General features: G+C 71.5%; 22 protein-coding genes and 2 riboswitches. Of the genes, 8 read left to right on the top strand and 14 right to left on the bottom strand.

What is annotated here, in order from left to right; translation table 11 throughout:
- Positions 1 to 117: 117 nt before the first annotated feature.
- From Q7A36_RS22780 to Q7A36_RS22770, 3 genes are read right to left on the bottom strand one after another with little or no spacing between them, the layout of a single operon-like run.
- The gene (locus Q7A36_RS22780; RefSeq protein WP_305106054.1) at positions 118 to 408 is read right to left on the bottom strand and encodes a DUF6166 domain-containing protein; all 291 of its coding nucleotides are present in this window, start codon (positions 406 to 408) and stop codon (positions 118 to 120) included.
- On the bottom strand, positions 405 to 1,523 hold the full coding sequence (locus tag Q7A36_RS22775; RefSeq protein WP_305106053.1) for a Zn-dependent alcohol dehydrogenase: 1,119 nt from the start codon (positions 1,521 to 1,523) through the stop codon (positions 405 to 407). The genes Q7A36_RS22780 and Q7A36_RS22775 overlap by 4 nt, the downstream gene beginning before the upstream one ends.
- Positions 1,524 to 1,568: 45 nt before the next feature.
- Entirely contained in the window at positions 1,569 to 3,716 is a 2,148-nt protein-coding gene (locus Q7A36_RS22770) for an acetate--CoA ligase family protein (RefSeq protein WP_305106052.1), read from the bottom strand.
- Positions 3,717 to 3,910: 194 nt separating this feature from the next.
- On the opposite strand from Q7A36_RS22770, the gene Q7A36_RS22765 reads away from it, so the two are divergent.
- Entirely contained in the window at positions 3,911 to 5,551 is a 1,641-nt protein-coding gene (locus tag Q7A36_RS22765; protein ID WP_305106051.1) for a flavin-containing monooxygenase, read from the top strand.
- Between the two features lie 4 nt (positions 5,552 to 5,555).
- On the opposite strand, the gene Q7A36_RS22760 is transcribed toward Q7A36_RS22765, so the two are convergent.
- The 5 genes from Q7A36_RS22760 to Q7A36_RS22740 form a co-directional block, all read right to left on the bottom strand.
- Entirely contained in the window at positions 5,556 to 6,116 is a 561-nt protein-coding gene (locus Q7A36_RS22760; RefSeq protein WP_305106050.1) for an NUDIX hydrolase, read from the bottom strand.
- Positions 6,117 to 6,253: 137 nt separating this feature from the next.
- Entirely contained in the window at positions 6,254 to 9,139 is a 2,886-nt protein-coding gene (gene gcvP / locus Q7A36_RS22755; protein ID WP_305106049.1) for an aminomethyl-transferring glycine dehydrogenase, read from the bottom strand.
- Positions 9,136 to 9,513: a glycine cleavage system protein GcvH gene (gene gcvH / locus Q7A36_RS22750; RefSeq protein WP_305106048.1), complete on the bottom strand. Its 378-nt coding sequence runs from the start codon at positions 9,511 to 9,513 to the stop codon at positions 9,136 to 9,138. The genes gcvP and gcvH overlap by 4 nt, the downstream gene beginning before the upstream one ends.
- 32 nt (positions 9,514 to 9,545) lie before the next feature.
- On the bottom strand, positions 9,546 to 10,664 hold the full coding sequence (gene gcvT, locus Q7A36_RS22745) for a glycine cleavage system aminomethyltransferase GcvT (RefSeq protein ID WP_305106047.1): 1,119 nt from the start codon (positions 10,662 to 10,664) through the stop codon (positions 9,546 to 9,548).
- 49 nt (positions 10,665 to 10,713) lie between these two features.
- Positions 10,714 to 10,806: riboswitch (glycine riboswitch) on the bottom strand.
- A 3-nt stretch (positions 10,807 to 10,809) separates the two neighbouring features.
- Positions 10,810 to 10,923: riboswitch (glycine riboswitch) on the bottom strand.
- A 104-nt stretch (positions 10,924 to 11,027) separates the two neighbouring features.
- A complete protein-coding gene (locus Q7A36_RS22740; RefSeq protein ID WP_305106046.1) occupies positions 11,028 to 11,564 on the bottom strand; it encodes a hypothetical protein in 537 nt (178 codons plus the stop codon).
- Positions 11,565 to 11,679: 115 nt separating this feature from the next.
- Here Q7A36_RS22740 and ispH point away from each other — a divergent pair, with 115 nt between their 5' ends.
- The 3 genes from ispH (at position 11,680) to rnhA (ending at position 14,173) form a co-directional block, all read left to right on the top strand.
- The gene (gene ispH / locus Q7A36_RS22735) at positions 11,680 to 12,663 is read left to right on the top strand and encodes a 4-hydroxy-3-methylbut-2-enyl diphosphate reductase (RefSeq protein WP_305106045.1); all 984 of its coding nucleotides are present in this window, start codon (positions 11,680 to 11,682) and stop codon (positions 12,661 to 12,663) included.
- A 93-nt stretch (positions 12,664 to 12,756) separates the two neighbouring features.
- Complete coding sequence (locus Q7A36_RS22730; protein WP_305106044.1) at positions 12,757 to 13,734, top strand: homoserine kinase; 978 nt, start codon at positions 12,757 to 12,759, stop codon at positions 13,732 to 13,734.
- Complete coding sequence (gene rnhA / locus Q7A36_RS22725) at positions 13,703 to 14,173, top strand: ribonuclease HI (protein ID WP_370655696.1); 471 nt, start codon at positions 13,703 to 13,705, stop codon at positions 14,171 to 14,173. Before Q7A36_RS22730 ends, rnhA begins: the two co-directional genes overlap by 32 nt.
- Here rnhA and Q7A36_RS22720 read toward each other — a convergent pair.
- Together Q7A36_RS22720 and Q7A36_RS22715 are read right to left on the bottom strand one after the other, a co-directional pair.
- Entirely contained in the window at positions 14,160 to 14,756 is a 597-nt protein-coding gene (locus Q7A36_RS22720; RefSeq protein WP_305106042.1) for a PIN domain-containing protein, read from the bottom strand. The two genes, rnhA and Q7A36_RS22720, sit on opposite strands and share 14 nt — an antisense overlap.
- A complete protein-coding gene (locus Q7A36_RS22715) occupies positions 14,746 to 14,952 on the bottom strand; it encodes a hypothetical protein (protein ID WP_305106041.1) in 207 nt (68 codons plus the stop codon). The genes Q7A36_RS22720 and Q7A36_RS22715 overlap by 11 nt, the downstream gene beginning before the upstream one ends.
- 63 nt (positions 14,953 to 15,015) lie before the next feature.
- Between Q7A36_RS22715 and Q7A36_RS22710 the strand changes: the two genes are divergently transcribed.
- Entirely contained in the window at positions 15,016 to 15,198 is a 183-nt protein-coding gene (locus Q7A36_RS22710; protein WP_305106040.1) for a hypothetical protein, read from the top strand.
- Positions 15,199 to 15,204: 6 nt separating this feature from the next.
- Here the strand turns inward: Q7A36_RS22710 and Q7A36_RS22705 are convergent, their stop codons facing one another.
- The 4 genes from Q7A36_RS22705 to Q7A36_RS22690 form a co-directional block, all read right to left on the bottom strand.
- Positions 15,205 to 17,046: an ABC transporter ATP-binding protein/permease gene (locus tag Q7A36_RS22705; RefSeq protein WP_305106039.1), complete on the bottom strand. Its 1,842-nt coding sequence runs from the start codon at positions 17,044 to 17,046 to the stop codon at positions 15,205 to 15,207.
- A gap of 7 nt (positions 17,047 to 17,053) precedes the next feature.
- Positions 17,054 to 17,707 carry a hypothetical protein gene (locus Q7A36_RS22700; protein ID WP_305106038.1) on the bottom strand — a complete coding sequence of 218 codons (654 nt, stop codon included), beginning with the start codon at positions 17,705 to 17,707 and terminating at the stop codon, positions 17,054 to 17,056.
- Positions 17,708 to 17,720: 13 nt separating this feature from the next.
- On the bottom strand, positions 17,721 to 17,885 hold the full coding sequence (locus Q7A36_RS22695) for a DUF1328 domain-containing protein (RefSeq protein ID WP_305106037.1): 165 nt from the start codon (positions 17,883 to 17,885) through the stop codon (positions 17,721 to 17,723).
- Positions 17,886 to 17,966: 81 nt separating this feature from the next.
- Positions 17,967 to 18,722 carry a PhyR family response regulator anti-anti-sigma factor gene (locus Q7A36_RS22690; RefSeq protein WP_305106036.1) on the bottom strand — a complete coding sequence of 252 codons (756 nt, stop codon included), beginning with the start codon at positions 18,720 to 18,722 and terminating at the stop codon, positions 17,967 to 17,969.
- A gap of 93 nt (positions 18,723 to 18,815) precedes the next feature.
- Between Q7A36_RS22690 and Q7A36_RS22685 the strand changes: the two genes are divergently transcribed.
- From Q7A36_RS22685 to Q7A36_RS22675, 3 genes are all read left to right on the top strand, one after another.
- Positions 18,816 to 19,319, top strand: coding sequence for a sigma-70 family RNA polymerase sigma factor (locus Q7A36_RS22685; protein ID WP_305106035.1), 504 nt, complete (start codon positions 18,816 to 18,818; stop codon positions 19,317 to 19,319).
- A gap of 68 nt (positions 19,320 to 19,387) precedes the next feature.
- Complete coding sequence (locus Q7A36_RS22680; protein ID WP_305106034.1) at positions 19,388 to 19,990, top strand: sigma-70 family RNA polymerase sigma factor; 603 nt, start codon at positions 19,388 to 19,390, stop codon at positions 19,988 to 19,990.
- Positions 19,991 to 20,062: 72 nt separating this feature from the next.
- Positions 20,063 to 20,263, top strand: a complete 201-nt coding sequence (locus Q7A36_RS22675) for a hypothetical protein (RefSeq protein WP_305106087.1) — start codon at positions 20,063 to 20,065, stop codon at positions 20,261 to 20,263.
- The last annotated feature ends 30 nt before the right edge of the window (positions 20,264 to 20,293 follow it).

Below are 20,293 nucleotides of genomic sequence, written 5' to 3'. Positions count from 1 at the left end.
CACTCGCACTGCCAGAAAAGAGCCGAGTTTGGGGAGGGTAGGTGGCGGGCCGCGCAGGCGGGGTCCGATGGAGAGGTTTCGTCTCCATGCGGCTCGCAAGCGTGGCCCGTTCGTCCGTCAGCCAGTACCGAGCGCGGCGTCGATCTCCTCGCTGGTCAGCATCCAGGCATTGTCGAGCTCCGCGACGACGGAGCGCATGAACCCCTCGGTCAGTTGCAGCGCGCGCTGCGGATCGACGAGATGGTCGCAGAGCAGCGCGAGGGCAAGCTGGCGCGGCCCGTCGCCCTCATAGGTCCATTCGAAGCCCATGGGCGAGAAGGTCTTCACCTCGAAGCGCGGGTCCAGCGGCTCGCCATCCACCGTCACCTGCGCGCCCGCGAGGCCGCGGCCGCCTTCGTAGATCTTCATGGAAACACCACCACCGACCGGATGGCCTCGCCGCGCTTCAGCGCCGCGAAGCCCTCGTTGATCTGCTCCAGCGAAATCCGTGCCGTGATCAGCCCGTCCAGGTCCAGCCTGCCGTCCAGGTAAGCCTGCGCCATCGCCGGGAAGTCCTCCGCCGGGCGCGCCCCGCCATAGCTGCTGCGGGTGATGCGCTTCTCCTGCATCAGCGCGCCCCAGCGGAAGGCAACCTCCTCCTGCACGCCGAGCTTGCCGAGCCAGACCACCTGGCCACCGGGCCGCACCGCCTCGACGCTCATGCGGAAGCCGGCGGGCACGCCGGCGGATTCGATCACCACATCGGCGCCGCGCCCCTGCGTCAGCGACTTCGCCAGCGCGGCCGGGTCCTCCGCCCTGGGGTCGCACAGCACGGCGGCACCGGCGCGCTCCGCCATCGCGCGCCGCGCCGGGTTCGGATCGACGGCGATGATGCGGCCCGCGCCGGCGAGCCGTGCCCCCTGCACGGCGGCGAGCCCGACCGCACCGGTGCCGATCACCATGACAGTCGCGCCCCAATCGATATCGGCGACATGCGTCGCGCCACCGAAGCCGGTCATCACGGCGCAGCCCAGCAGGCAGGCACGGTCGGCCGCGATCGCCGCCGGCACGCGCACCGCCTGCTGCGCCGGCACGACAACGTATTCGCTGAAGCCGCCGAGATACATCAACTGGTGCAGCATGCCGCCGTCGTCGCAGGCAAGCCGCGGCCTTCCGTCGAAATGCAGGCCCTTCGGGCCATTGGCGAGATAGGGCTCGCAGAGGATCGGCTTGCCGCGGCTGCACTGGAAGCAGTGGCCGCAATGCGGGTTCCAGGAGAGGACGACGCGGTCGCCGACCGCGAGGGAGGTGACGCCCTCCCCCAGTGCGGCGATGCGCCCGGCCGTCTCGTGGCCGAGAACCGCCGGGAGCTTGAGCGCCAACTGGCCCTCGATCACCTCGAGATCGGTGTGGCAGAGCGAGGCGGCCTCGACCCGCACCAGCACGTCGCCGGGCTGCAGCGGGCCGATGGCGATGCGCTCGACCGCCATGGGCTTGCCGATGTCGCGGAGGACCGCGGCGTGGCAGGAACGTGGGTCTTCCATGTCAGCACCCAAGATGCGGGGGAAGGTATTCCCCCGCGCCCCCTTCTATTTCTGTGGGTCTGCCCCGCACCTCACCAATCCATCGACCGCGAGGCAGCCCCACTCGCCGGCAATCAGGGGATTCGCTTCGGCTTCCTCGATGCGGTCGCCGGCAGCGGCGAGCAGCACCGAGAAGGCCGAGACGGCGCGCGCCACCGCGGCGATGTCCGCCTTCGGCGCGCCGCGGAAGCCGTCCAGCAAAGGAAAACCCTTGAGGCTGCGCAGCATTGCCTCGGCCCGCGTGGGCGTGACGGGGGCGATGTCCAGCGCCACGTCCTTCCACAGCTCCGCCTGCACGCCGCCGGTGCCGACCAGCACCATCGGGCCGAACTGCCCGTCGCGCCGCCCGCCCAGGATCAGCTCCACGCCCTTGCGCGCCATCGGCTGCACCAGCACGCCATCCAACCGCGCGGCGGGCGCGTGCCGCTTCGCCGAGGCCATGATCTCTGCGAAGGCACCGCGCACTGCATCCGCGTCGCCGAGGTGCAGCTTCACCCCGCCCACCTCGGTCTTGTGCGCGATGTCCGGACTGTCGAGCTTGAGCACCACGGGGAAGCCCAGCGCCACCGCCTGGTCGGCGGCCGCCTCGGCACTCGCGCCGCGCCGCTCCTCCGTCACCGGCACGCCGACCCTGGCGAACAGCGCCTTCGACTCCGCCTCGGCCAGCACGCGGGGGCCGGGCGGCAGCGCCGCCAGCGCCTCCGCGAGGCCCGCCGGCGCCTGCGGCGCGCCCTCCTCCCGCTGGTCGTAATACTGGTGCCAGAGCTTCACCGCATGCATCAGCCGTCGCATGGAGCGGAACAGGATCAGTTCCGGCACGCTGTCCGCATGCACCGCGCCCGGCCCCTCGAGCTGCTCGGGGATCCAGGCGATCAGCAGCGGCTTGCCGAATTTCGTGGCATAGGGCCGCAGCGATTCCATGCGGCCGACCGTCGTCGCATGGTGCGAATAGACCTGCGGGATGACGGCGCAGCCATATTGCGGGTCGGACAGCATCGCCTCCATGCAGGCGTCGTAGCTGGCCGGGTTGCTGGCGACCTGCGCCGTCAGGTCGCAGGGGTTGCGCGGCGCGCCGAAATCCGGGATGGCGGCGCGCAGCACCGCCTCCGTCTCCGGCAGGGGCTGCGGCATGGGCAGGTCCAGCGCCTCCGCCTGGTCGGCAGCCATGATGCCGGCACCGCCCGAGGGCGTGATGATGGCGACGCCCTTCGCCTTCGGCGGCGGCGCCTTGGCGAACATGCCAGCCGTCTCCAGCAGGGCGTCGAAATCCTCCACCTCCACCATGCCGGCGCGGCGGAAGGCGGCGGACCAGGCGAGCGCGCTGCCGGCGAGCGAGCCGGTATGGGAAGCCGCGGCGGCCGCCCCCGCATCGCCGCGGCCGAGCTTCAGCGCGACGATCGGCTTGCCGGCCTTCCGCGCCGCCTCGCCCAGCAGCATCAGCCGCCGTCCGTCACGCAGCCCCTCCACCGCCAGCGCCACGGCGCGGCATTCCGGCATGGAAAGCTGATAGGCCGCGAGGTCGCAGACATCGAGGTCGGTGGCATTGCCCGCCGTGACCATGTGGCAGACGGAGAAGCCGCGCTCCGCCGCCTGCATCAGCGCATAACCCAGCGCGCCGGACTGCGAGGTGATGGCGACGCCGCCGGGCGGCGCGGTCATCCGCACATATTCCGGCATGAAGGTGACGCCGGCCTTCAGCACATGGTCGACGATGCCGAGGCAATTGACACCGACCAGCGGCATGTCGGCCGCGCGGCAGCGGTCGCGCAGCGCCGCCTCCTCCGCCACGCGCTCGGCCAGGCCGGTCTCGCCATAGCCGGAGGCGAAGGCGATGATGCCGCCCGCGCCCTTGCGGATGCAGGCCTCGACCGCCGGCATCATCTGCTCGCGCGGCAGGGCGATCAGCACGCAGTCGGGGCTTTCCGGGATCTCGTCCAGCGAGGCGAGGCAGGGCCGGCCATGCAGGGTCTGCCCGGCATATTTCGGGTTCACCCCCCAGACCGGGCCGGCGAAGTCCACCAGGTTCGTGACGGTGCGGCCGCCGAAGCGCGTGGGCTCGGCCGAGACGCCGATGACCGCGACGCTGCGGGGTGAGAGCACCCGCCGCAGCCTCGCCGGATCGCGCAGCGGTTCCGGTCCCGATCCGCCGGACATGCCTCCGGCGCTGCCTGGCTGCTGCAATCGTCCCTCCCCTCGCCCGCGTCGCGGCGTTCCTGACCCGGCGAAGGGTAAAGCGCGGCCGGGGCCGGTCAACCCGGCGTGCGGGTTCCGGTTGACAGATGGCACGGCGGCATGTGCCGATATAGATAGCTAGCAATCAATGGCCCCAAGCGGCCACGGAGTGAGGAATGCCCGAGAGCAAGACCCTGCCCGCCAGCCTGGACGCCGTCATCGTCGGCGCCGGCTTCGGCGGGATGTACATGCTGCACCGGCTGCGCGGCCTCGGCCTCACCGCCCGGATCCTGGAGGCGGCGGACGGGGTCGGCGGCACCTGGTACTGGAACCGCTACCCCGGCGCCCGCTGCGACGTGGAGAGCATGCAGTACAGCTTCTCCTTCGACGAGGCGCTGCAGCAGGAGTGGCAGTGGTCCGAGCGCTTCGCGGCCCAGCCGGAGATCCTGCGCTACGCCAACCATGTCGCCGACCGCTTCGACCTGCGCCGCGACATCCATTTCGAGACGAAGGTGGCGAGCGCCACCTATGACGAAGCCGCCGACCGCTGGACCGTCACGACGGACAAGGGCGAGGTCGTCTCGGCCCGCTTCTGCGTCATGGCGACGGGCTGCCTCTCCGCCGCCCGCCTGCCGGACATCGCCGGCATCGACGACTTCAAGGGCGAGACCTACCACACCGGCTGGTGGCCGCACGAGAAGGTCGACTTCACCGGCAAGCGGGTCGCCGTGATCGGCACCGGGTCCTCCGCGATCCAGGCCATCCCCGTGATCGCCGAGGAGGCGGCGCAGGTCACCGTCTTCCAGCGCACGCCAAATTTCTCCATCCCGTCCCGCAACGCCCCGATGGACGCGGAATACGAGCGCTGGTGGAAGGACGACTATCGCAGCAAACGCCTGCAGGCGCGCATGATGCGCACCGGCATCCTCTACGACATCAACCCGCAATCGGCCGTCGAGGCGAGCGAGGCGGAGCGCCAGGCGGAATACGAGCGGCGCTGGGCGAATGGCGGCACCGCCTTCATGGGCGCCTATCACGACCTGATCCTCAACAAGGCCTCGAACGACACCGCCGCCGAGTTCGTCCGCAGCAAGATCCGCCAGATGGTCAAGGACCCGGAGACGGCCGAGGCCCTGGCGCCGAAAGACCACCCGATCGGCACCAAGCGCATCTGCGTCGACACGAACTACTACGAGACCTACAACCGACCGAACGTGCGGCTTGTGAACCTGCGGAAGACGCCGATCGAGACGATCACCGCGACCGGCATCCGCACCTCGGCGGAAAGCCTCGACTTCGACGCCATCGTCTTCGCCACCGGCTTCGATGCCATGACCGGCGCGCTGCTGAAGATCGACTTCGAGGGCCGCGGCGGCACACGCCTTTCGCAGGTCTGGGAGCACGGGCCGCGCAGCTATCTCGGCCTGCAGGTCGCGGGCTTCCCCAACCTCTTCACGATCACCGGGCCCGGCAGCCCCTCCGTGCTGTCGAACATGATCGTCTCGATCGAGCAGCACGTGGACTGGATCACCGGCCTGCTCTCGCACATGCAGGCGCGCGGGCTGACCTGCGTGGAGGCGACGGAGGCGGCGCAGGAGGACTGGGTGGCGCATGGCGAGGAGGTCGCCAACCGCACACTCTACCCGACAGCGGCCTCCTGGTACATGGGCGCGAACATCCCGGGCAAGCCGCGGGTCTTCATGCCCTATATCGGCGGCGTCGGCGCCTACCGCGAGCGGTGCGACGAGATCGCCGCCCGGGGCTATGAGGGCTTCCGCTTGGCGGCGGCGCCGGCCGCGGCCGCCGCGGCGGAGTAGCGCCTCAGAACCGAATCCGGCCGGCGGCCTGCAGCGCGAGCAGCAGGCCGCCGAGATGCATGGCGTGGACGAACATCCCGCGCGTCACGCCGGCCACCGCCTCGGCGACCGGCAAGGTCACGGTCTCCATCTCCTCGCCGGCCTCGCGGTCATGCGCGCCGGTCGCCATCGCGCCTTCCGCCAGGACGACATGCACGCGGTTGGTATTGTGCGCCGGGTCGGACCAGAGGGAGCCGATCAGGCGGCATGAGCCGGCCTCGTAGCCCGTCTCCTCCCGCAACTCGCGCGCCGCCGTGGTGCAGGCATCCTCGCCCGGGTCCATGACGCCGCCCGGCGGCTCCAGAACCCAGGCCTTGGCGCCCTGGCGCCATTGCCGCACCAGCACCAGCTGGTCCTCCGGCGTCAGCGCCACCACCAGTACCCAGTCCGGATAGGACATGATCCAGTAGGGGTCGAGCACGGCGCCGGTACTCGTCTCGACCGCCTCGGCATCCAGGTTCAGGTGGCGGTTGCGCACTACTTCCCGGCGGGAGAGGGTCTTCCAGGGCCTCTCCCCCTCCGGCACCGGGCCTTCCGGCCATCCCGGCCGGTCACAGGATTCACGCCCTTCGGCCGGAGCGGCCTCGGGCGATCCTGCTCCGGTCTTCTGGTCGCAGGATTCACGCCCTTCGGCCGGAGCGGCCTCGGGCGATCCTGCTCCGGTCACTCCGCCGCCTGCAACTGCATCTGCTGCGCATAGTCCTCGAGCGGCGCGCAGGTGCAGACCAGGTTGCGGTCGCCATGGACATTGTCCACGCGCTTGACCGGCGGCCAGTACTTGTGGGCGCGCACGAAGGGGGCGGGGAAAGCGGCCTCCTCGCGTGTGTAGGGATGCGTCCATTCCGTCGCCATCACCTCGGCGGCGGTGTGCGGCGCGTTCTTCAGCAGGTTGTCCGCCTTGTCCGCGCGCCCCTGCTCCACCGCCCGGATCTCGGCGCGGATGGCGATCATGGCGTCGCAGAAGCGGTCCAGTTCCTCCTTCGGCTCGGACTCGGTTGGCTCCACCATCAGCGTGCCGGCCACTGGCCAGGACATGGTCGGGGCGTGGTAGCCGTAATCCTGCAGCCGCTTGGCGATGTCCTCGACCAGCACGCCGCCACCCTGCTGGAAGCCGCGGCAGTCGAGGATGCATTCATGCGCCACCATGCCGCGCGCACCGCGATAGAGCACGGGGTAGTGCGCCTCCAGCCGCTTCGCCACGTAGTTGGCGTTGAGGATCGCCACCGCCGTCGCCCGCGTCAGCCCCTCGGCGCCCATCATCCGGATATAGGCGTAGGAGATGGGCAGGATGGCCGCGCTGCCGAAGGGCGCCGCCGCGACCGGGCCATAGCCGGTCGCCGGCCCCGCCTCGGGGTGCAGCGGGTGGTTCGGCAGGTGCGGCGCGAGATGCGCCGCGACGCCGATCGGGCCCACGCCCGGCCCGCCGCCGCCATGCGGGATGCAGAAGGTCTTGTGCAGGTTGAGGTGGCAGACATCGGCGCCGATGGCGGCCGGCGAGGTCAGCCCGACCTGCGCATTCATGTTGGCGCCATCCATGTAGACCTGGCCGCCCTTCTCGTGGATCAGGGCGCAGATCTCGCGGATCGCCTCCTCGAAGACGCCATGCGTGCTGGGATAGGTGATCATCAGCGCCGCGAGACGCTCCGCGTGCTGCTCCGCCTTCGCCCGCAGGTCGGCGACGTCCACATTGCCGTCGCGGTCGCAGCCGACCACCACCACCTTCATGCCCGCCATGACGGCGCTGGCCGGATTGGTGCCATGCGCGGAGGAGGGGATCAGGCAGATGTCGCGCTGCGCCTCGCCGCGCGCCTTGTGGAAGGCGCGGATCGCCAGCAGCCCGGCATACTCGCCCTGGCTGCCGGCATTCGGCTGCAGCGAGACGGCGGCGAAGCCGGTGACCCCACAGAGCCAGGACTCGAGCCGCCGGATCATCTCCAGGTATCCCGCAGCCTGATCGGCCGGCACGAAGGGGTGAACGTCGGAAAAACCCGGGAAGGTGACCGGGATCATCTCCGCCGTCGCGTTCAGCTTCATGGTGCAGGATCCCAGCGGGATCATGCTGCGGTTCAGCGCGACGTCCTTGTCCTCCAGCCGCTTGAGGTAGCGGAGCATCGCATGCTCGGAGTGGTGGCTGTTGAAGACCTCGGCCGTGCAGAAGGGCGTGGTCCGCGCCAGCGCCTGCGGCAGCCCGCCGACCGGGGCCAGCGAGGCGAGGTCGCCCGCGCCCAGCAACTCGGCGAGCGAGGCGAGGTCGTCCCGCGTGACGGTCTCGTCGAGGGCGATCTGGATCTCCTCGCCCTCGCGCCACAGGTTGAAGCCGCGCGCGACAGCGCCCTGCATCAGCGCCTCGGCACGCTCGCCGGCCCGGATGCGGATGGTGTCGAAGAAGGCCTCGTGCACCAGCGCATGGCCGCCCTGCCGCGCGGCCGCAGCCAGGATGCGGGCCTGCAGCGCGACGCGCCGGGCGATGCGCCGCAGCCCCTCCGGCCCGTGCCACACCGCGTACATGCCGGCCATGACGGCCAGCAGCACCTGCGCGGTGCAGATGTTGGAGGTCGCCTTCTCCCGCCGGATGTGCTGCTCGCGTGTCTGCAGGGCGAGGCGCATGGCCGGGCTGCCCGCCGCATCCACCGAGACGCCGACCAGCCGCCCCGGCAGCAGGCGCTTCAGCGCGTCCTTGACCGCCATGTAGCCGGCATGCGGCCCGCCATAGCCGAGCGGCACACCGAAGCGCTGGGTGGAGCCGATGACGACATCGGCGCCCATCTCGCCCGGCGGGGTAAGCAGCGTCAGCGCCAGCGGATCGGCGGCGACGATGGCCAGCGCGCCGGCGGCATGCGCCGCCTCGATCACCGGCCGCAGGTCGCGCACCAGCCCGCCGCGGTCGGGATACTGCATCAGCACGGCGAAGGGCTTCTCGGCGGCGATGTCCGCCGCGTCATCGGCGACCTTCACGGTGATCCCCACCGCCTCGGCGCGGACGCGGACGACCGCCAGGGTCTGCGGCAGGATGCCGGCCGAGACCAGCAGCGTGCCGCTCTTGCCCTTGTGCGCGGCATGCGCCAGCGCTACGGCCTCGGCCGCCGCCGTCGCCTCATCCAGCAGGGAGGCATTGGCGACCGGCAGGCCGGTCAGTTCCGCCACCATGGTCTGGAAATTCACCAGGGCCTCGAGGCGCCCCTGCGCGATCTCCGCCTGGTAGGGTGTATAGGCGGTGTACCAGCCCGGATTCTCCAGCACGTTGCGCAGGATCACCGGCGGCACATGGGTGCCGTGGTAGCCGAGGCCGATCAGCGATTTCTTCCGAGTATTCCGCTCGGAAAGGGCCCGAAGTTCCGCAATCGCTTCCGCCTCCGTCGCCGGCGGCGGCAGGGCCGAGAGGTCGGCGCCGGCAATGGCCGCGGGCAGGGTGCGCGCCGCCATCTCCTCCAGGCTCGCCGCGCCGACCAGCTTCAGCATCGCCGCGATGTCGTCGGCGCCCGGGCCGATATGCCGGCGGGCGAATTCGCCGCGGTCCTCGAGCTGCGCGAGGTCGTCCAGAACGCTCACGCCTGCGTCTCCACGAAGGCGGCATAGGCATCGGCATCCATCAGCGCGGCGACCTCGGCCGGGTCCTGCACGCGCAACCGGAAGAACCAGCCCTCGCCCGTCGGCGCGCTGTTGATCAGCGCGGGATTCTCGCCGACCGCCGCATTGGTCTCGACCACCTCGCCGGCGATCGGGGCATAGACGTCGGAGGCCGCCTTGACGCTCTCCACCACGGCGCAGGCCTCCTCGGCCGCGACCGTGCGGCCGACCTCCGGCAGGTCCACGAAGACCACGTCGCCCAGCGCGTTCTGCGCATGGTCGGTGATGCCGATGGTGGCGACGTCACCCTCCAGCCGGACCCATTCGTGATCCTTGGTGAAACGCAGTTCGCTCATCTCACGGGCTCTCTCGGTAAGAGGATGGGGGGTCAGCGCTTGTAGCGATGGGGATGGAAAGGGGTGGGCACGACACGGGCCGGCAGGGCCTTGCCGCGCACCAGCAGTTCCAGCGCGGTGCCGTCCCCGGCATAGGGGCGGGCGACATAGCCCATGGCCATCGGGCCGTTCAGCGAGGGGCCAAAGCCGCCGGAGGTGACCTCGCCCACCGGCATGCCGTCGGCCGCCTGGATCGGGGTATGGGCGCGGGCGGGCTGGCGGCCTTCCGGCCTGAGGCCGACGCGCAGGCGCCGCGGGCCATCCGCCAGTTCCTGCCGCACCCGCTCCGCGCCGGGGAAGTCCCAGTCCATGCGGCGGCGCTTGCCGATGGACCAGACCAGGGCGGCCTCGACCGGGCTCGTCGTCTCGTCGATGTCCTGGCCGTAGAGGCAGAGCCCGGCCTCGAGCCGCAGCGAGTCGCGCGCGCCGAGACCGGCGGGCTGCACGCCCGGCCGGGCCAGCAGCGCCTTCGCCAGCGCCTCGGCCCGGTCGGCGGCGACGCTGATCTCGAACCCGTCCTCGCCCGTGTAGCCGGAGCGGCTGGCGAGCACCGGGATGCCGGCGATCTCGGCCTGTGCCACGCCCATGAAGGAGAGCGCGGCGAGCGCCGGGCAGAGGTCCTGCATCAGCGCCGCGACGCCCGGCCCCTGCAGCGCCAGCAGCGCGCGGTCCGGCAGCGGGCGCAGCGAGACGCCGGCCGGCAGCGCCTGCTCGATCAGCGGGAAGTCCAGGTGCTTGCGGCTGGCATTCACCACCAGCGCCAGCCGGTCGCCGATGTTCGAGACCATGAAGTCGTCGAAGATGCCGCCATCGGGCGTCATCAGCAGGCCGTAGCGCTGCCGCCCCGGCTTCAGGCCCCGGATGTCGGCGGGCGTGACGCGCTCCAGCGCCGCCGCCGCATCCTGCGTCCCCTGGGCGCCGACCAGTTCCGCCTGGCCCATATGGGAGACGTCGAAGAGCGCGGCGGCGCTGCGGCAATGCAGGTGCTCGGCCATGATCCCGGCCGGGTACTGCACCGGCATGGCATAGCCGGCGAAGGGCACCATGCGCGCGCCGAGGCTGCGATGCAGGTCCCCCAACGGGGTCTCGAGAAGCGATTCGGATTCTGCCACGGGTCCCCCGGCCGCGCGATCGCGGCGCTGGTTGCTAGTCCGTGGCCCCCCTCTGTCCCGTGACCTGAGAGATTCGGTCCCCTCCTCCCGGGGACCTTACTCCGTCGGTGCCGAAGCCTTGCGGCCGCGGGCTTTCCAGAGGTCCCTTCCCCGCGCGGCCCTTCTGCCTGAGCGTTTCCGGGGGCCGGTTGCGCCTTCGGCGGAGGCCGGCCTGTCAGGATGCCTGACGGGGCCTGCCCCTCTCTCCCGCGCGGGATCTGCGGGTCTCTTCCTCTACCGCGCCCTGCCCCGCCGGCGCAACCGCCGGGGCGCACAAATGACGTCGCCGCAGCGAGTGGCGCACCCCGGCGAGGAAGCGGCCCGCTACCGCGGACCGCGCCGGCGATTGAGCTCCAGATCCTCCGCCGTGAGCTCGAAGGAGACCAGGACTCGGTAGTCCGTGGCGCGGCGATTCTCGCCGACCGGCAGGGAGAGCGTGATCGGCTCGCTCTGCACGGAGAGCCGGGTCTCGTTGCGGCCGAAGACCACGCGGTCCGTGAAGCTCCGGCGGTTCAGGATCCGCTCGTCATTCGCGTCGACCACCGCGACGAACCAGGGCAGGTCCACCGCCCGGCTCTCGGCGCCGACCCCGCGCTCCACCGAGAAGCCGGCGGTCAGCGTGACGTCCACCGACCGGTTGCCGCGCCCCGGATTGCAGCCGCCGCTAATGCCGGTGAGCCGCGCATCCCATTCCAGCGTCGTCAGGTCCCGCACCGCGCCGGGCCGGTAGCGGGTGAGGTCCGCCCCCTCCGCCAGCAGGCCCGGGCGCGGGCAGGCCAGCGGCAATCGCTGGTTGGTGTTGTTGCCGCATCCCAAAAGAGCCAGCAACGGCAGCGCAGCCAGGACAAACCTCCACCCCATCCCCATCTTCCCCCTTGAGCCCGATGACCCGGCGGCTAGTGTGCCGGGCCACAGGGCACACTGCCCGCCGGCCGCACGGCCTGGCACCACCGCGGCCCGCGAGCGAACCCGACCCATGGACCAGATCATCCCCGACCGCTCCAGCGCTGCCGGCCGTGGCCGGCCCCGCCTGAACGTCCTGATGGCCGGCCCGCGCGGCTTCTGCGCCGGCGTGGACCGCGCCATCAAGATCGTCGAGGAGGCCATCCGCCGCTACGGCGCGCCCGTCTATGTCCGGCACGAGATAGTCCACAACCGCTTCGTTGTCGAAAGCCTGGAACGCCAGGGCGCCATCTTCGTCGAGGAACTGGACGAGGTGCCGGACGACGCGCCCGTGGTCTTCTCGGCGCATGGCGTGCCGAAATCCGTCCCGGCCGAGGCCTCCCGCCGCAAGCTCTTCTATCTCGATGCGACCTGCCCGCTGGTCAGCAAGGTGCACCGGGAGGCGGAGCAGCATTTCACCCGCGGCCGCCACATCCTGCTGATCGGCCATGCCGGCCACCCCGAGGTGGTCGGCACCATGGGACAGTTGCCCGAGGGCACGGTGACCCTGGTCGAGGACGAGGCGGATGCCCGCAGCGTCGCGGTGCCGGCCGACGTGCCGCTCGCCTTCATCACCCAGACCACCCTCTCGGTGGACGACACCGCCGGCATCGTGGCGGCGCTGCGGGCGCGCTTCCCGGACATCCACGCCCCGGCGAAGGAGGATATCTGCTACGCCACCACCAACCGCCAGGCGGCGGTGAAGGCCATCGCCCCGCGGGCGGAGCTGATGGTGGTGGTGGGGGCGCCCAATTCCTCAAACTCCCTCCGGCTGGTGGAGGTGGCCGAGCGCGCCGGCTGCCCGAAGGCGGTGATGGTCCAGCGCGGCCGCGACCTCGACCTCGGCCTGGCGCAGGGCCTCGCCACCATCGGCATCACCGCCGGCGCCAGCGCGCCGGAGGTGCTGGTGGAGGAGGTGCTGGCCCGGCTGCGGGAGCGATTCGAGGTGGTGATCGAGGAGGTGGTGGTCGCGGAGGAGCGGATCACCTTCAAGCTGCCGGCCGGGCTGCACGCGTGACGCGGCCCCGCAGCGGAGCACGCGAAGCCCCGAATCGGGGCGGCCTGCAACAGCCCATGGGCGCGCGCGCACGGTCGCGTTAGAAGCGCCGGCATGGCCGTCTATACCGAAGTCACGGACGAGGCGCTGCGCGCCTTCCTCGCCGACTACCCCCTCGGCGCGCTCCGCGCCTTCCGCGGCATCGCGGAGGGCGTCGAGAACTCGAACTATGCCCTCAAGACCGAGGCCGGCGACTTCATCCTGACCCTCTACGAGAGGCGGGTGGACCCGCGCGAGCTGCCCTGGTTCCTGGCGCTGATGGAGCACCTGGCGGCGCGCGGGATCGACTGCCCGCTGCCGGTGAAGGCGCGGGACGGCCAGGCGCTGCGCAGCCTGGCGGGGCGGCCGGCGGCGATCTGTACCTTCCTCCCCGGCGTCTGGCCGCGGCGCGTCCGGCCGGAGCATTGCGCGCCGCTCGGCGCGGCGCTGGCGCGGCTGCACCTGGCCGGCGCCGATTTCGACGAGGTCCGGCCGAACGGCCTCGGCCCCGCCTCCTGGGGCCCGCTGCTGGAGCGCTGCCGGCCGGGGGGCGACGCGGTGCAGCCCGGGCTGGTCGCGGAACTCGATGCGGCGCTGGCCGCCATCCGGGCGGCCTGGCCGGCGGAGGGGGTGCTGCCGACCGGGCAGATCCATGCCGACCTCTTCCCGGACAACGTCTTCTTCCTCGATGCCGAGGGCGGCCCGCGCGTCTCCGGCCTGATCGACTTCTACTTCGCCTGCACCGACCTGCTGGCCTACGACATCGCGGTCTGCCTGAATGCCTGGTGCTTCGAGCCGGACGGATCCTACAACGTGACCAAGGCGCATGCCCTGCTCTCGGCCTATCAGAAGCTGCGGCCGCTCTCGGCGGCGGAGCGGGCGGCGCTGCCGGTGCTGTGCCGCGGCGCCGCGATCCGCTTCCTGCTGACCCGCCTCTATGACTGGACGGCGACGCCGGCGGGCGCGCTGGTGACCCGTAAGGATCCGCTGGAATACCTGCGCAAGCTGCGCTTCTTCGCGCATGCCACCGGAGCGGCCTCCCTTGGCGCCTGAGGAGCGGCAGTCGGTCGAGATCTGGACCGATGGCGGCTGCAAGCCGAACCCGGGCCCGGGCGGCTGGGCGGCGATCCTGCGATACGGCGAGGTCGAGCGGGAGCTTTCGGGCGGCGACCCGGCCACGACCAACAACCGCATGGAGCTGACGGCGGCGATCAGCGCGCTGGAGGCGCTGAAGCGCCCCTGCAAAGTGGTGCTGCACACCGACAGCGAATATGTCCGCAACGGCATCAGCCGCTGGATCAATGGCTGGGTGCGCAACAACTGGCGCAACGCGGCCAAGGACCCGGTGGCGAACATGGAGCTGTGGCAGCGCCTGCTGGCCGCGGCCAAGCCGCACGAGGTCGAGTGGAAATGGGTGCGCGGCCATGCCGGCGACCCGATGAACGAACGGGCGGACCGGCTGGCGACCGAGGCAAGGCTCAGGCTGGGATAGGCGGCGCCGCCAGCAGCGCCGCGGTCCGCGGCAGGGAGAGCCTCCGGCTCGCCAGCAGGGCGCGGTAGCCCTCCGGCGCATCCTGCGGCGGGGGCAGCCCGGCGCGGTGCCGGTCGAGCGCCGCGCGGACCTTCGCCGGCGCCGCCGCCAGGAGGCCCGCGCAGAATTCATCCGGCCGCAGCGCGTGCAGCCCGAATCCCGTGAGCAGCCGGGGCGGCATGTCGGCGGTGTTCTCCGTCACGATCGAGCGCGCCCCGGCCGCCAGCGCCGCCGCGACCACATGCGCGTCCTTTCGCTGCGCCGCGTTGCGGCAGCGGTCGGCAACCGCCTCGACCAGCGCCGGATCGGGGGTGCACGCTGCGGCGGGGAAGGCGGCGTCCAGCAGCGCCGCGCGGGCCTCGATCGCCACGGCCGTCACGCCGCGGCGGCGCGCGAGGCCACGCGTCCACTCCGCCGCGATGGTGGGCGACCAGGCGGGCTCGAACAGCCTGGCCTCCGCCAGATGCAGCAGCAGGTCCGTCACCCGACCGCGGAACAGCACGCAGGCATCGAGCAGCGCGACGGCAGGCGGGTCAGAGGTCATGTGCCGCCGAGAGCCGGGCCAGCGCGGCGAGCGCATCGCGCCGGACCGCCGCCTGCCGGTCGCGCCAGGCCAGCAGCGCCGCGCGGCCGAGGCCGGGCAGCAGCCCGCGATCCAGCAGGCGCTGCAATGCCAGGCGCGACAGGCCGAGCAGCGCGGCCGCGGCCTCGGGCGGCAACTCCTCCTCCGGCTCCGTCATGGTCCGGACCGTAGCACTTCCGCGCCGCCGCCGCGTTCCCCCACCGACAGCAGGAGACAGCGCATGGCCGAGTCGCCGACCGGGAACCGCGAGCGGATGAACACCGCCGACCCCGCCTCCCCCACCACCGCCGAGAAGGTCCAGCAGGGAAACCGGACGCAGAACCCGAAGGCGAAGGTGCCTTCGGACCTCTACCCCGACCGGCCGGGCGTCACGGACGAGACGCCCGGCGGCAGGGACGACTGAGCGCCCCTACCGCGCACCCCGCAGCAGCCGCCGCAGCCCGCCGCTACCCGCCGCCGGCCCCGGCGCGCCCTCGCCGCCCCGCGCCGGCGCCGCGCGGCGGCGACGGGCCGTCAGCCGCGCCCCCTCGGTGCCGCGCACCAGGGTCAGCGTACGGTCGTGATAGGCATCGAGTCCCGGCCGGTGGCCGATCGAGAGCAGCGCGCTGCCGGCCAGTTCCTCCGGGAACAGCCGCATCATCGCGTCCTGGTTGGCCTCGTCGAGGGCGGCCGTCGCCTCGTCCATGAAGACCCAGCGCGGCCGGTGCAGCAACAGGCGGGCGAAGGCGAGCCGCTGCTGCTCGCCGAGCGAGAGGATGCGGTCCCAGCGCTCCGTCTCGTCGAGCCGCGGCACCAGGTGTTCGAGCCCGCAGCGCGTCAGCGCCGCCGCCTGCGCCGCGCGCGCGAAGCGCTTGGGCGGCTCCGGATAGGCCAGCGCGGCGGCGAGGGTCCCGAGCGGCAGGTAGGGCCGCTGCGGCATGAACATCATCTGCGCGCGCGGCGGGATGCGGATCTCGCCCCGGCCCCAGGGCCAGAGGCCGGCGATGGCGCGGAACAGGGTGGACTTGCCCGTCCCGCTCTCGCCGACGATCAGCACCTTCTCGCCGGCCGCGATCTCGGCATTGGCCTCGGCGATCAGGGTGCTGCCGTCGGATTGCGCGATCTGCAGGTCGCGGAAGACCAGCGCCGCCGCGCCCGGATCCTCGACCACCGCAATTCCGCCCTCGACCTCGGCGAGTTGCTCGGCCTCGAGCGTGTCCTCCAGCTCGACCACCCGTTCCACATGGCTGCGCCAGTCGGCGAGGCGGGGGAAGTTGTCCACGAACCAGTTGAGGCTCGTCGTCACCTGCCCGAAGGCGGAGGAGATCTGCATCAGCACGCCGAGGGTGATGGCGCCCGAGAAGAAGCGCGGGCTCGCCACCAGCACCGGGAAGACCGTCAGCAGCATGCCATAGGCGCTGGTCAGCCACATCAGGTTGCGCTCGCTGCGCATCAGGTCGCGCATCACCTGCACCACATGCCCGAAGGCCTGGCGCAGCCCGCGCTCCTCGTCCGCCTCGCCGCGGATCAGCGCGACGCCCTCGCTGCTCTCGCGCAGCCGCACCAGGGCGAAGCGGTGGTCGCTCTCGGCCTCGTTGCGGCGGATATTCGCCTCGACCATCGGCCCGCCGATGCGCCAGGTCAGGAAGCTGCCGATGAAGGCGTAGAGCAGCGCGGCGAAGACCATGTAGCCCGGGATGTCGAACTCGGTCGCGTCGAGGGCGACATGCAGCGGGCCCGACAGGGTCCAGAGGATGCCGACGAAGGAGAGGAGCATCAGGACCGAGGTGACGAGCCCGACCGCGAGGTCCACCGCCATGGCGGTGGCGGCGCGGGTATTCTCGCTGATGCGCTGGTCCGGGTTGTCGGCCGCGCCGTCGAGGAAGTTGAGCTGGTAGTGCCGGCCATTCTCCAGCCAGCGGCGCTGCAGCCGGAAGACCAGCCATTCCCGCCAGTGAAGCTGCAGCAATTGCCGGACATAGAGCTGGTAGACCGCGGTCACCATGCTGGCGAGGGTGAGGCCGAGGAACAGCCCCATCTGGCCGAAGAAGGCGTCGCGGTCGCGGTTCTCGAGCGCGTTGAAGAAGTCGCGGTTCCAGATGTTGAACCGCACCTGGACGAGGATCTGCAGCAACGTCAGGCCGAGCACGCCGGCGGCCAGCCCGCGCGCGCGCCATTTCTGGTCGCCGTTGAAGTAGAGGGCGGAGAGCCTGGCGAAACGGCGCAGGAAGCCGTCCGGCCTCGGGTCCGGCGGGGGATCGGTCGGTGTCATGGTGGCCTCAGCGCGGCGGGGCGATCGGCTTCAGCGCCTCGGGGCTCTCGCCGAGCGCGCCGGCGAGCAGGGCGCGGCCGCCCTCACCGGCCTGCCCCATGCCTTCAGCGGTGAGCGTCGCGCCCGCCTTCAGCAGGTCCTTCACGCCCTCGGCAGTGCCCTGCGGCACCAGCACGACGGTGCCGTCCTCGAGGATGGCGCCGGCCACCTCGCCCTGCGGGGCGTAGTAGGGCTGCTTCACCGTGCCGGAGACGGTGAGCTGCGTCGCCCGCTCCTGCGGCAGGCGGCCGCCGAGCCGCCAGTAGAGACGGTCGACCACGGTCGGCGGCTGGTCGCTGGCGGGCGCGAAGGCCAGCATGGTGATCACCGGCGCGTTGCGCGCGCGGATGCCCCAGACGACGAGGGGCCGGCCGGCGGGCGCGGCCTGCCGCACGGCATCCGCGACATCGGGCGGGAAGACGATCTGCGGCCCCTCACGGAAAATCAGCGCATCGGTCTCCCCGCGGGGGTTGGGCAGGTAGCGCTCCACCGTCCCGGTGAAGGAGGGGAGCTGGGTCGGGTCGAACCAGAGCTCGCCGCGCGGCCGCGGCGCGGAGCCCTGCGCCCGCGCGGCGGCTGGCAGCGCCAGCCCCGCCAGGATCAGCGCCGCGCGCCGCCGCATCCTCCGTCCCCCGTCAGACCCCGCGGACCGCGCCGAAGATCAGCGAGACCAGGAAGAGCACGAGGAAGATGGCGAAGAGGATCTTGGCGATGCCGGCCGAGGCCGAGGCGATGCCGCCGAAGCCGAAGAGTCCGGCCACCAGGGCGATGACGAGGAAGATCAGGGTCCAGTAGAGCATGGGCATCCTCCGCGACGTTGACGGCCGCAGAACGCCATCCGGCCGTTGCGGTTGCCGAAGCTCAACGAACCGGGAAGACACTCACAACGGTCGCACGCCGCGGGTCACCGCCTGGTAGGTCGCGACCGCGAGGGTGGTCGGGTCGAAGGGCTTGGTGATGACGAAGGCGGGCTCCACCGCCTCGCCGGTCAGCAGGCGCTCCGGATAGGCGGTGACGAAGATCACCGGCAGGGTCAGGCGCTTGAGGATATGCGCGACCGCGCTGGCCCCGTCGCCCCCGGCGCCGAGGTTGATGTCGGCCAGCACCAGGCCGGGCTTCTCCGCCTCGGCGATCGCCACCGCCTCGGCCTCGGTCGCGGCGATGCCGACCACGCTGTGGCCGCAGCGCTCCACCAGTTCCTGGATGTCGAGGGCGATGATCGGCTCGTCCTCGATGATCAGGACGCGGGTGGCGACGCCGGTGCGCAGGCCGTCGCGCGCAAGGCGCAGTTCCAGTTCCGCCGTCGCGGGCGGGATGCGGCAGGCAGCGGCCGCAGCGGTCAGCGGCTGCTCCTCCAGCGCGGTCAGCAGCAGCAGCATGCGCTGCATCAGCGACATGTCGGAGAGATCGACCGGGGCCGCCGGCGCGGTGCCGCGCACCCGGTCGCCGATGGCGCCGTAGAGGGCGGTCCGCGCGGCCGTGTCCTGCGCGAGGTCGCCGGGCGGATCCGCCAGCACCTCCCGCAGGGCATCCGCCACGACCTCGTCGCCGCGCGCCTGGCTGCCGGTCAGCGCGCGCGCATAGCGGCGCGCATAGGGCAGTGCACGGATCAGTGCACCACGGTCCATTGCACTCATTCCTGTCAGGCCTCGACCGCTCTTCGGGTTGTCATCCTGCGCACAAGCCCGACATCCTCGCTGGGATACGACAAGGTTGATATTGAGCGCCGGGTGACCGAACAAGCCACGGATACGGGACTGCGAAGCGCCCTCGCGGAATTGTTGCCTGAACTTCGGGCCTTCGCGCGATTCCTCTGCGGCAATGCGGCGCAGGCCGACGACCTGGTGCAGGAGGCGCTGGCCCGCACCCTGCGCAGCCTGGACGCGCAGGAGGAGCGGGTGACCGACCTCCGCGCCTGGTGCCTAGCCGTCGTACGCAATATTTTCCATGAGGAATTGCGCGCACGGAAGCGGGAGACGGTGCGGTTGCGCGATGCCGTGCCGGAGGAACCCGCGCCGCCCGCGCAGGAGACGCCCGGGCAGATGCGCGACCTCGCGCGCGCGCTGAAGGAACTGCCGCCGTTGCTGCGCGAAGCCGTGATCCTGGTCGGCGCGCAGGGCCTGTCGCACCAGGAGGCCGCGGAGATCTGCGGCGTTCCGATCGGCACCATGAAGGCGCGCGTGTCGCGCGCCCGCAAGCTGCTTGCTGCCGCTCTCGGTCGTGTGACAGCATAACGCCGCCGCGATGCAACCCTGCCGCCTTGGCGATCATTGGTCTGCAGATCTCAAGAGGGGATGCACCGATGGACGGCATGACCACGACCCAGACGAAGCCGCAGCGCGGTGGCCGTGCGAGCAAGGAATTCCACGACCAGCTCGTCTCTCTTCTCCCCAAGCTCCGCGTCCAGGCGCTCGCCCTGACCCGCAACCGCGCCGCCGCCGAGGACCTGGTGCAGGATGCGGTCGCCAATGCCCTGGCCGCGCAGGAGAGCTTCACGCCCGGCACCAATTTCGCCGCCTGGATGCATCGCATTCTGCGCAACCGCTTCATCTCCACCCTCCGCAAGCAGCGCGAGACCACCGACATCGAGGACCTGCCGATGTCGGCCTTCGCGGTCGGCGCCGCGCATGAGGACCGGATGGTGCTGAAGGAGCTCAGCCGCGCCCTCGGCCGGCTGCCGGCGGACCAGCGCGAGGCACTGTTCATGGTGGTGCTGCAGGGCCTGTCCTACGAGGAGGTGGCCGAGGCGACCGGCTGCGCGGTGGGCACCGCCAAGAGCCGCGTCTTCCGCGCCCGCCGCCAGTTGCAGACCTGGCTGGCCGGCGAGGAGCGGTCCGAGCGGCAGGTGCCGCGGGCGGAGCGTTCCGATATCATTGGCATTGGCGAACTCCGCGCCGGAGTCTAGTGTGCCATGATGCGGAGTTCGGCGGCGGTCCTGGAGCGGCCCGCCGCCAGCCCGTCTTACTCGGCAGCGGCAATGGGCAAGACGGACCAGAAGAAGCAGAACGATCCGGCCAAGGCCGGCACGGAACAGGAGAGCGAGGCGGTGGACGGCGCCTTCGACCTGTGGTTGCGGTGCGGGCTGCACCAACTCTATGACACGGTCGCGAAAGAACCGATCCCGGAAGCCTTGCTCCGGATGATCGAGGAAGACCGGCAGAAGAAGAACGACGAATAGGGCGGGCGGCACCGGCGGCGATCGGTGCCG

This window comes from Paracraurococcus lichenis (assembly GCF_030657435.1).
In the GTDB taxonomy this organism is placed as follows: domain Bacteria; phylum Pseudomonadota; class Alphaproteobacteria; order Acetobacterales; family Acetobacteraceae; genus Paracraurococcus; species Paracraurococcus lichenis.
The sequence above is the reverse complement of the archived record's forward strand: the minus strand, read 5'-3'. Positions and strand labels throughout refer to the sequence as shown.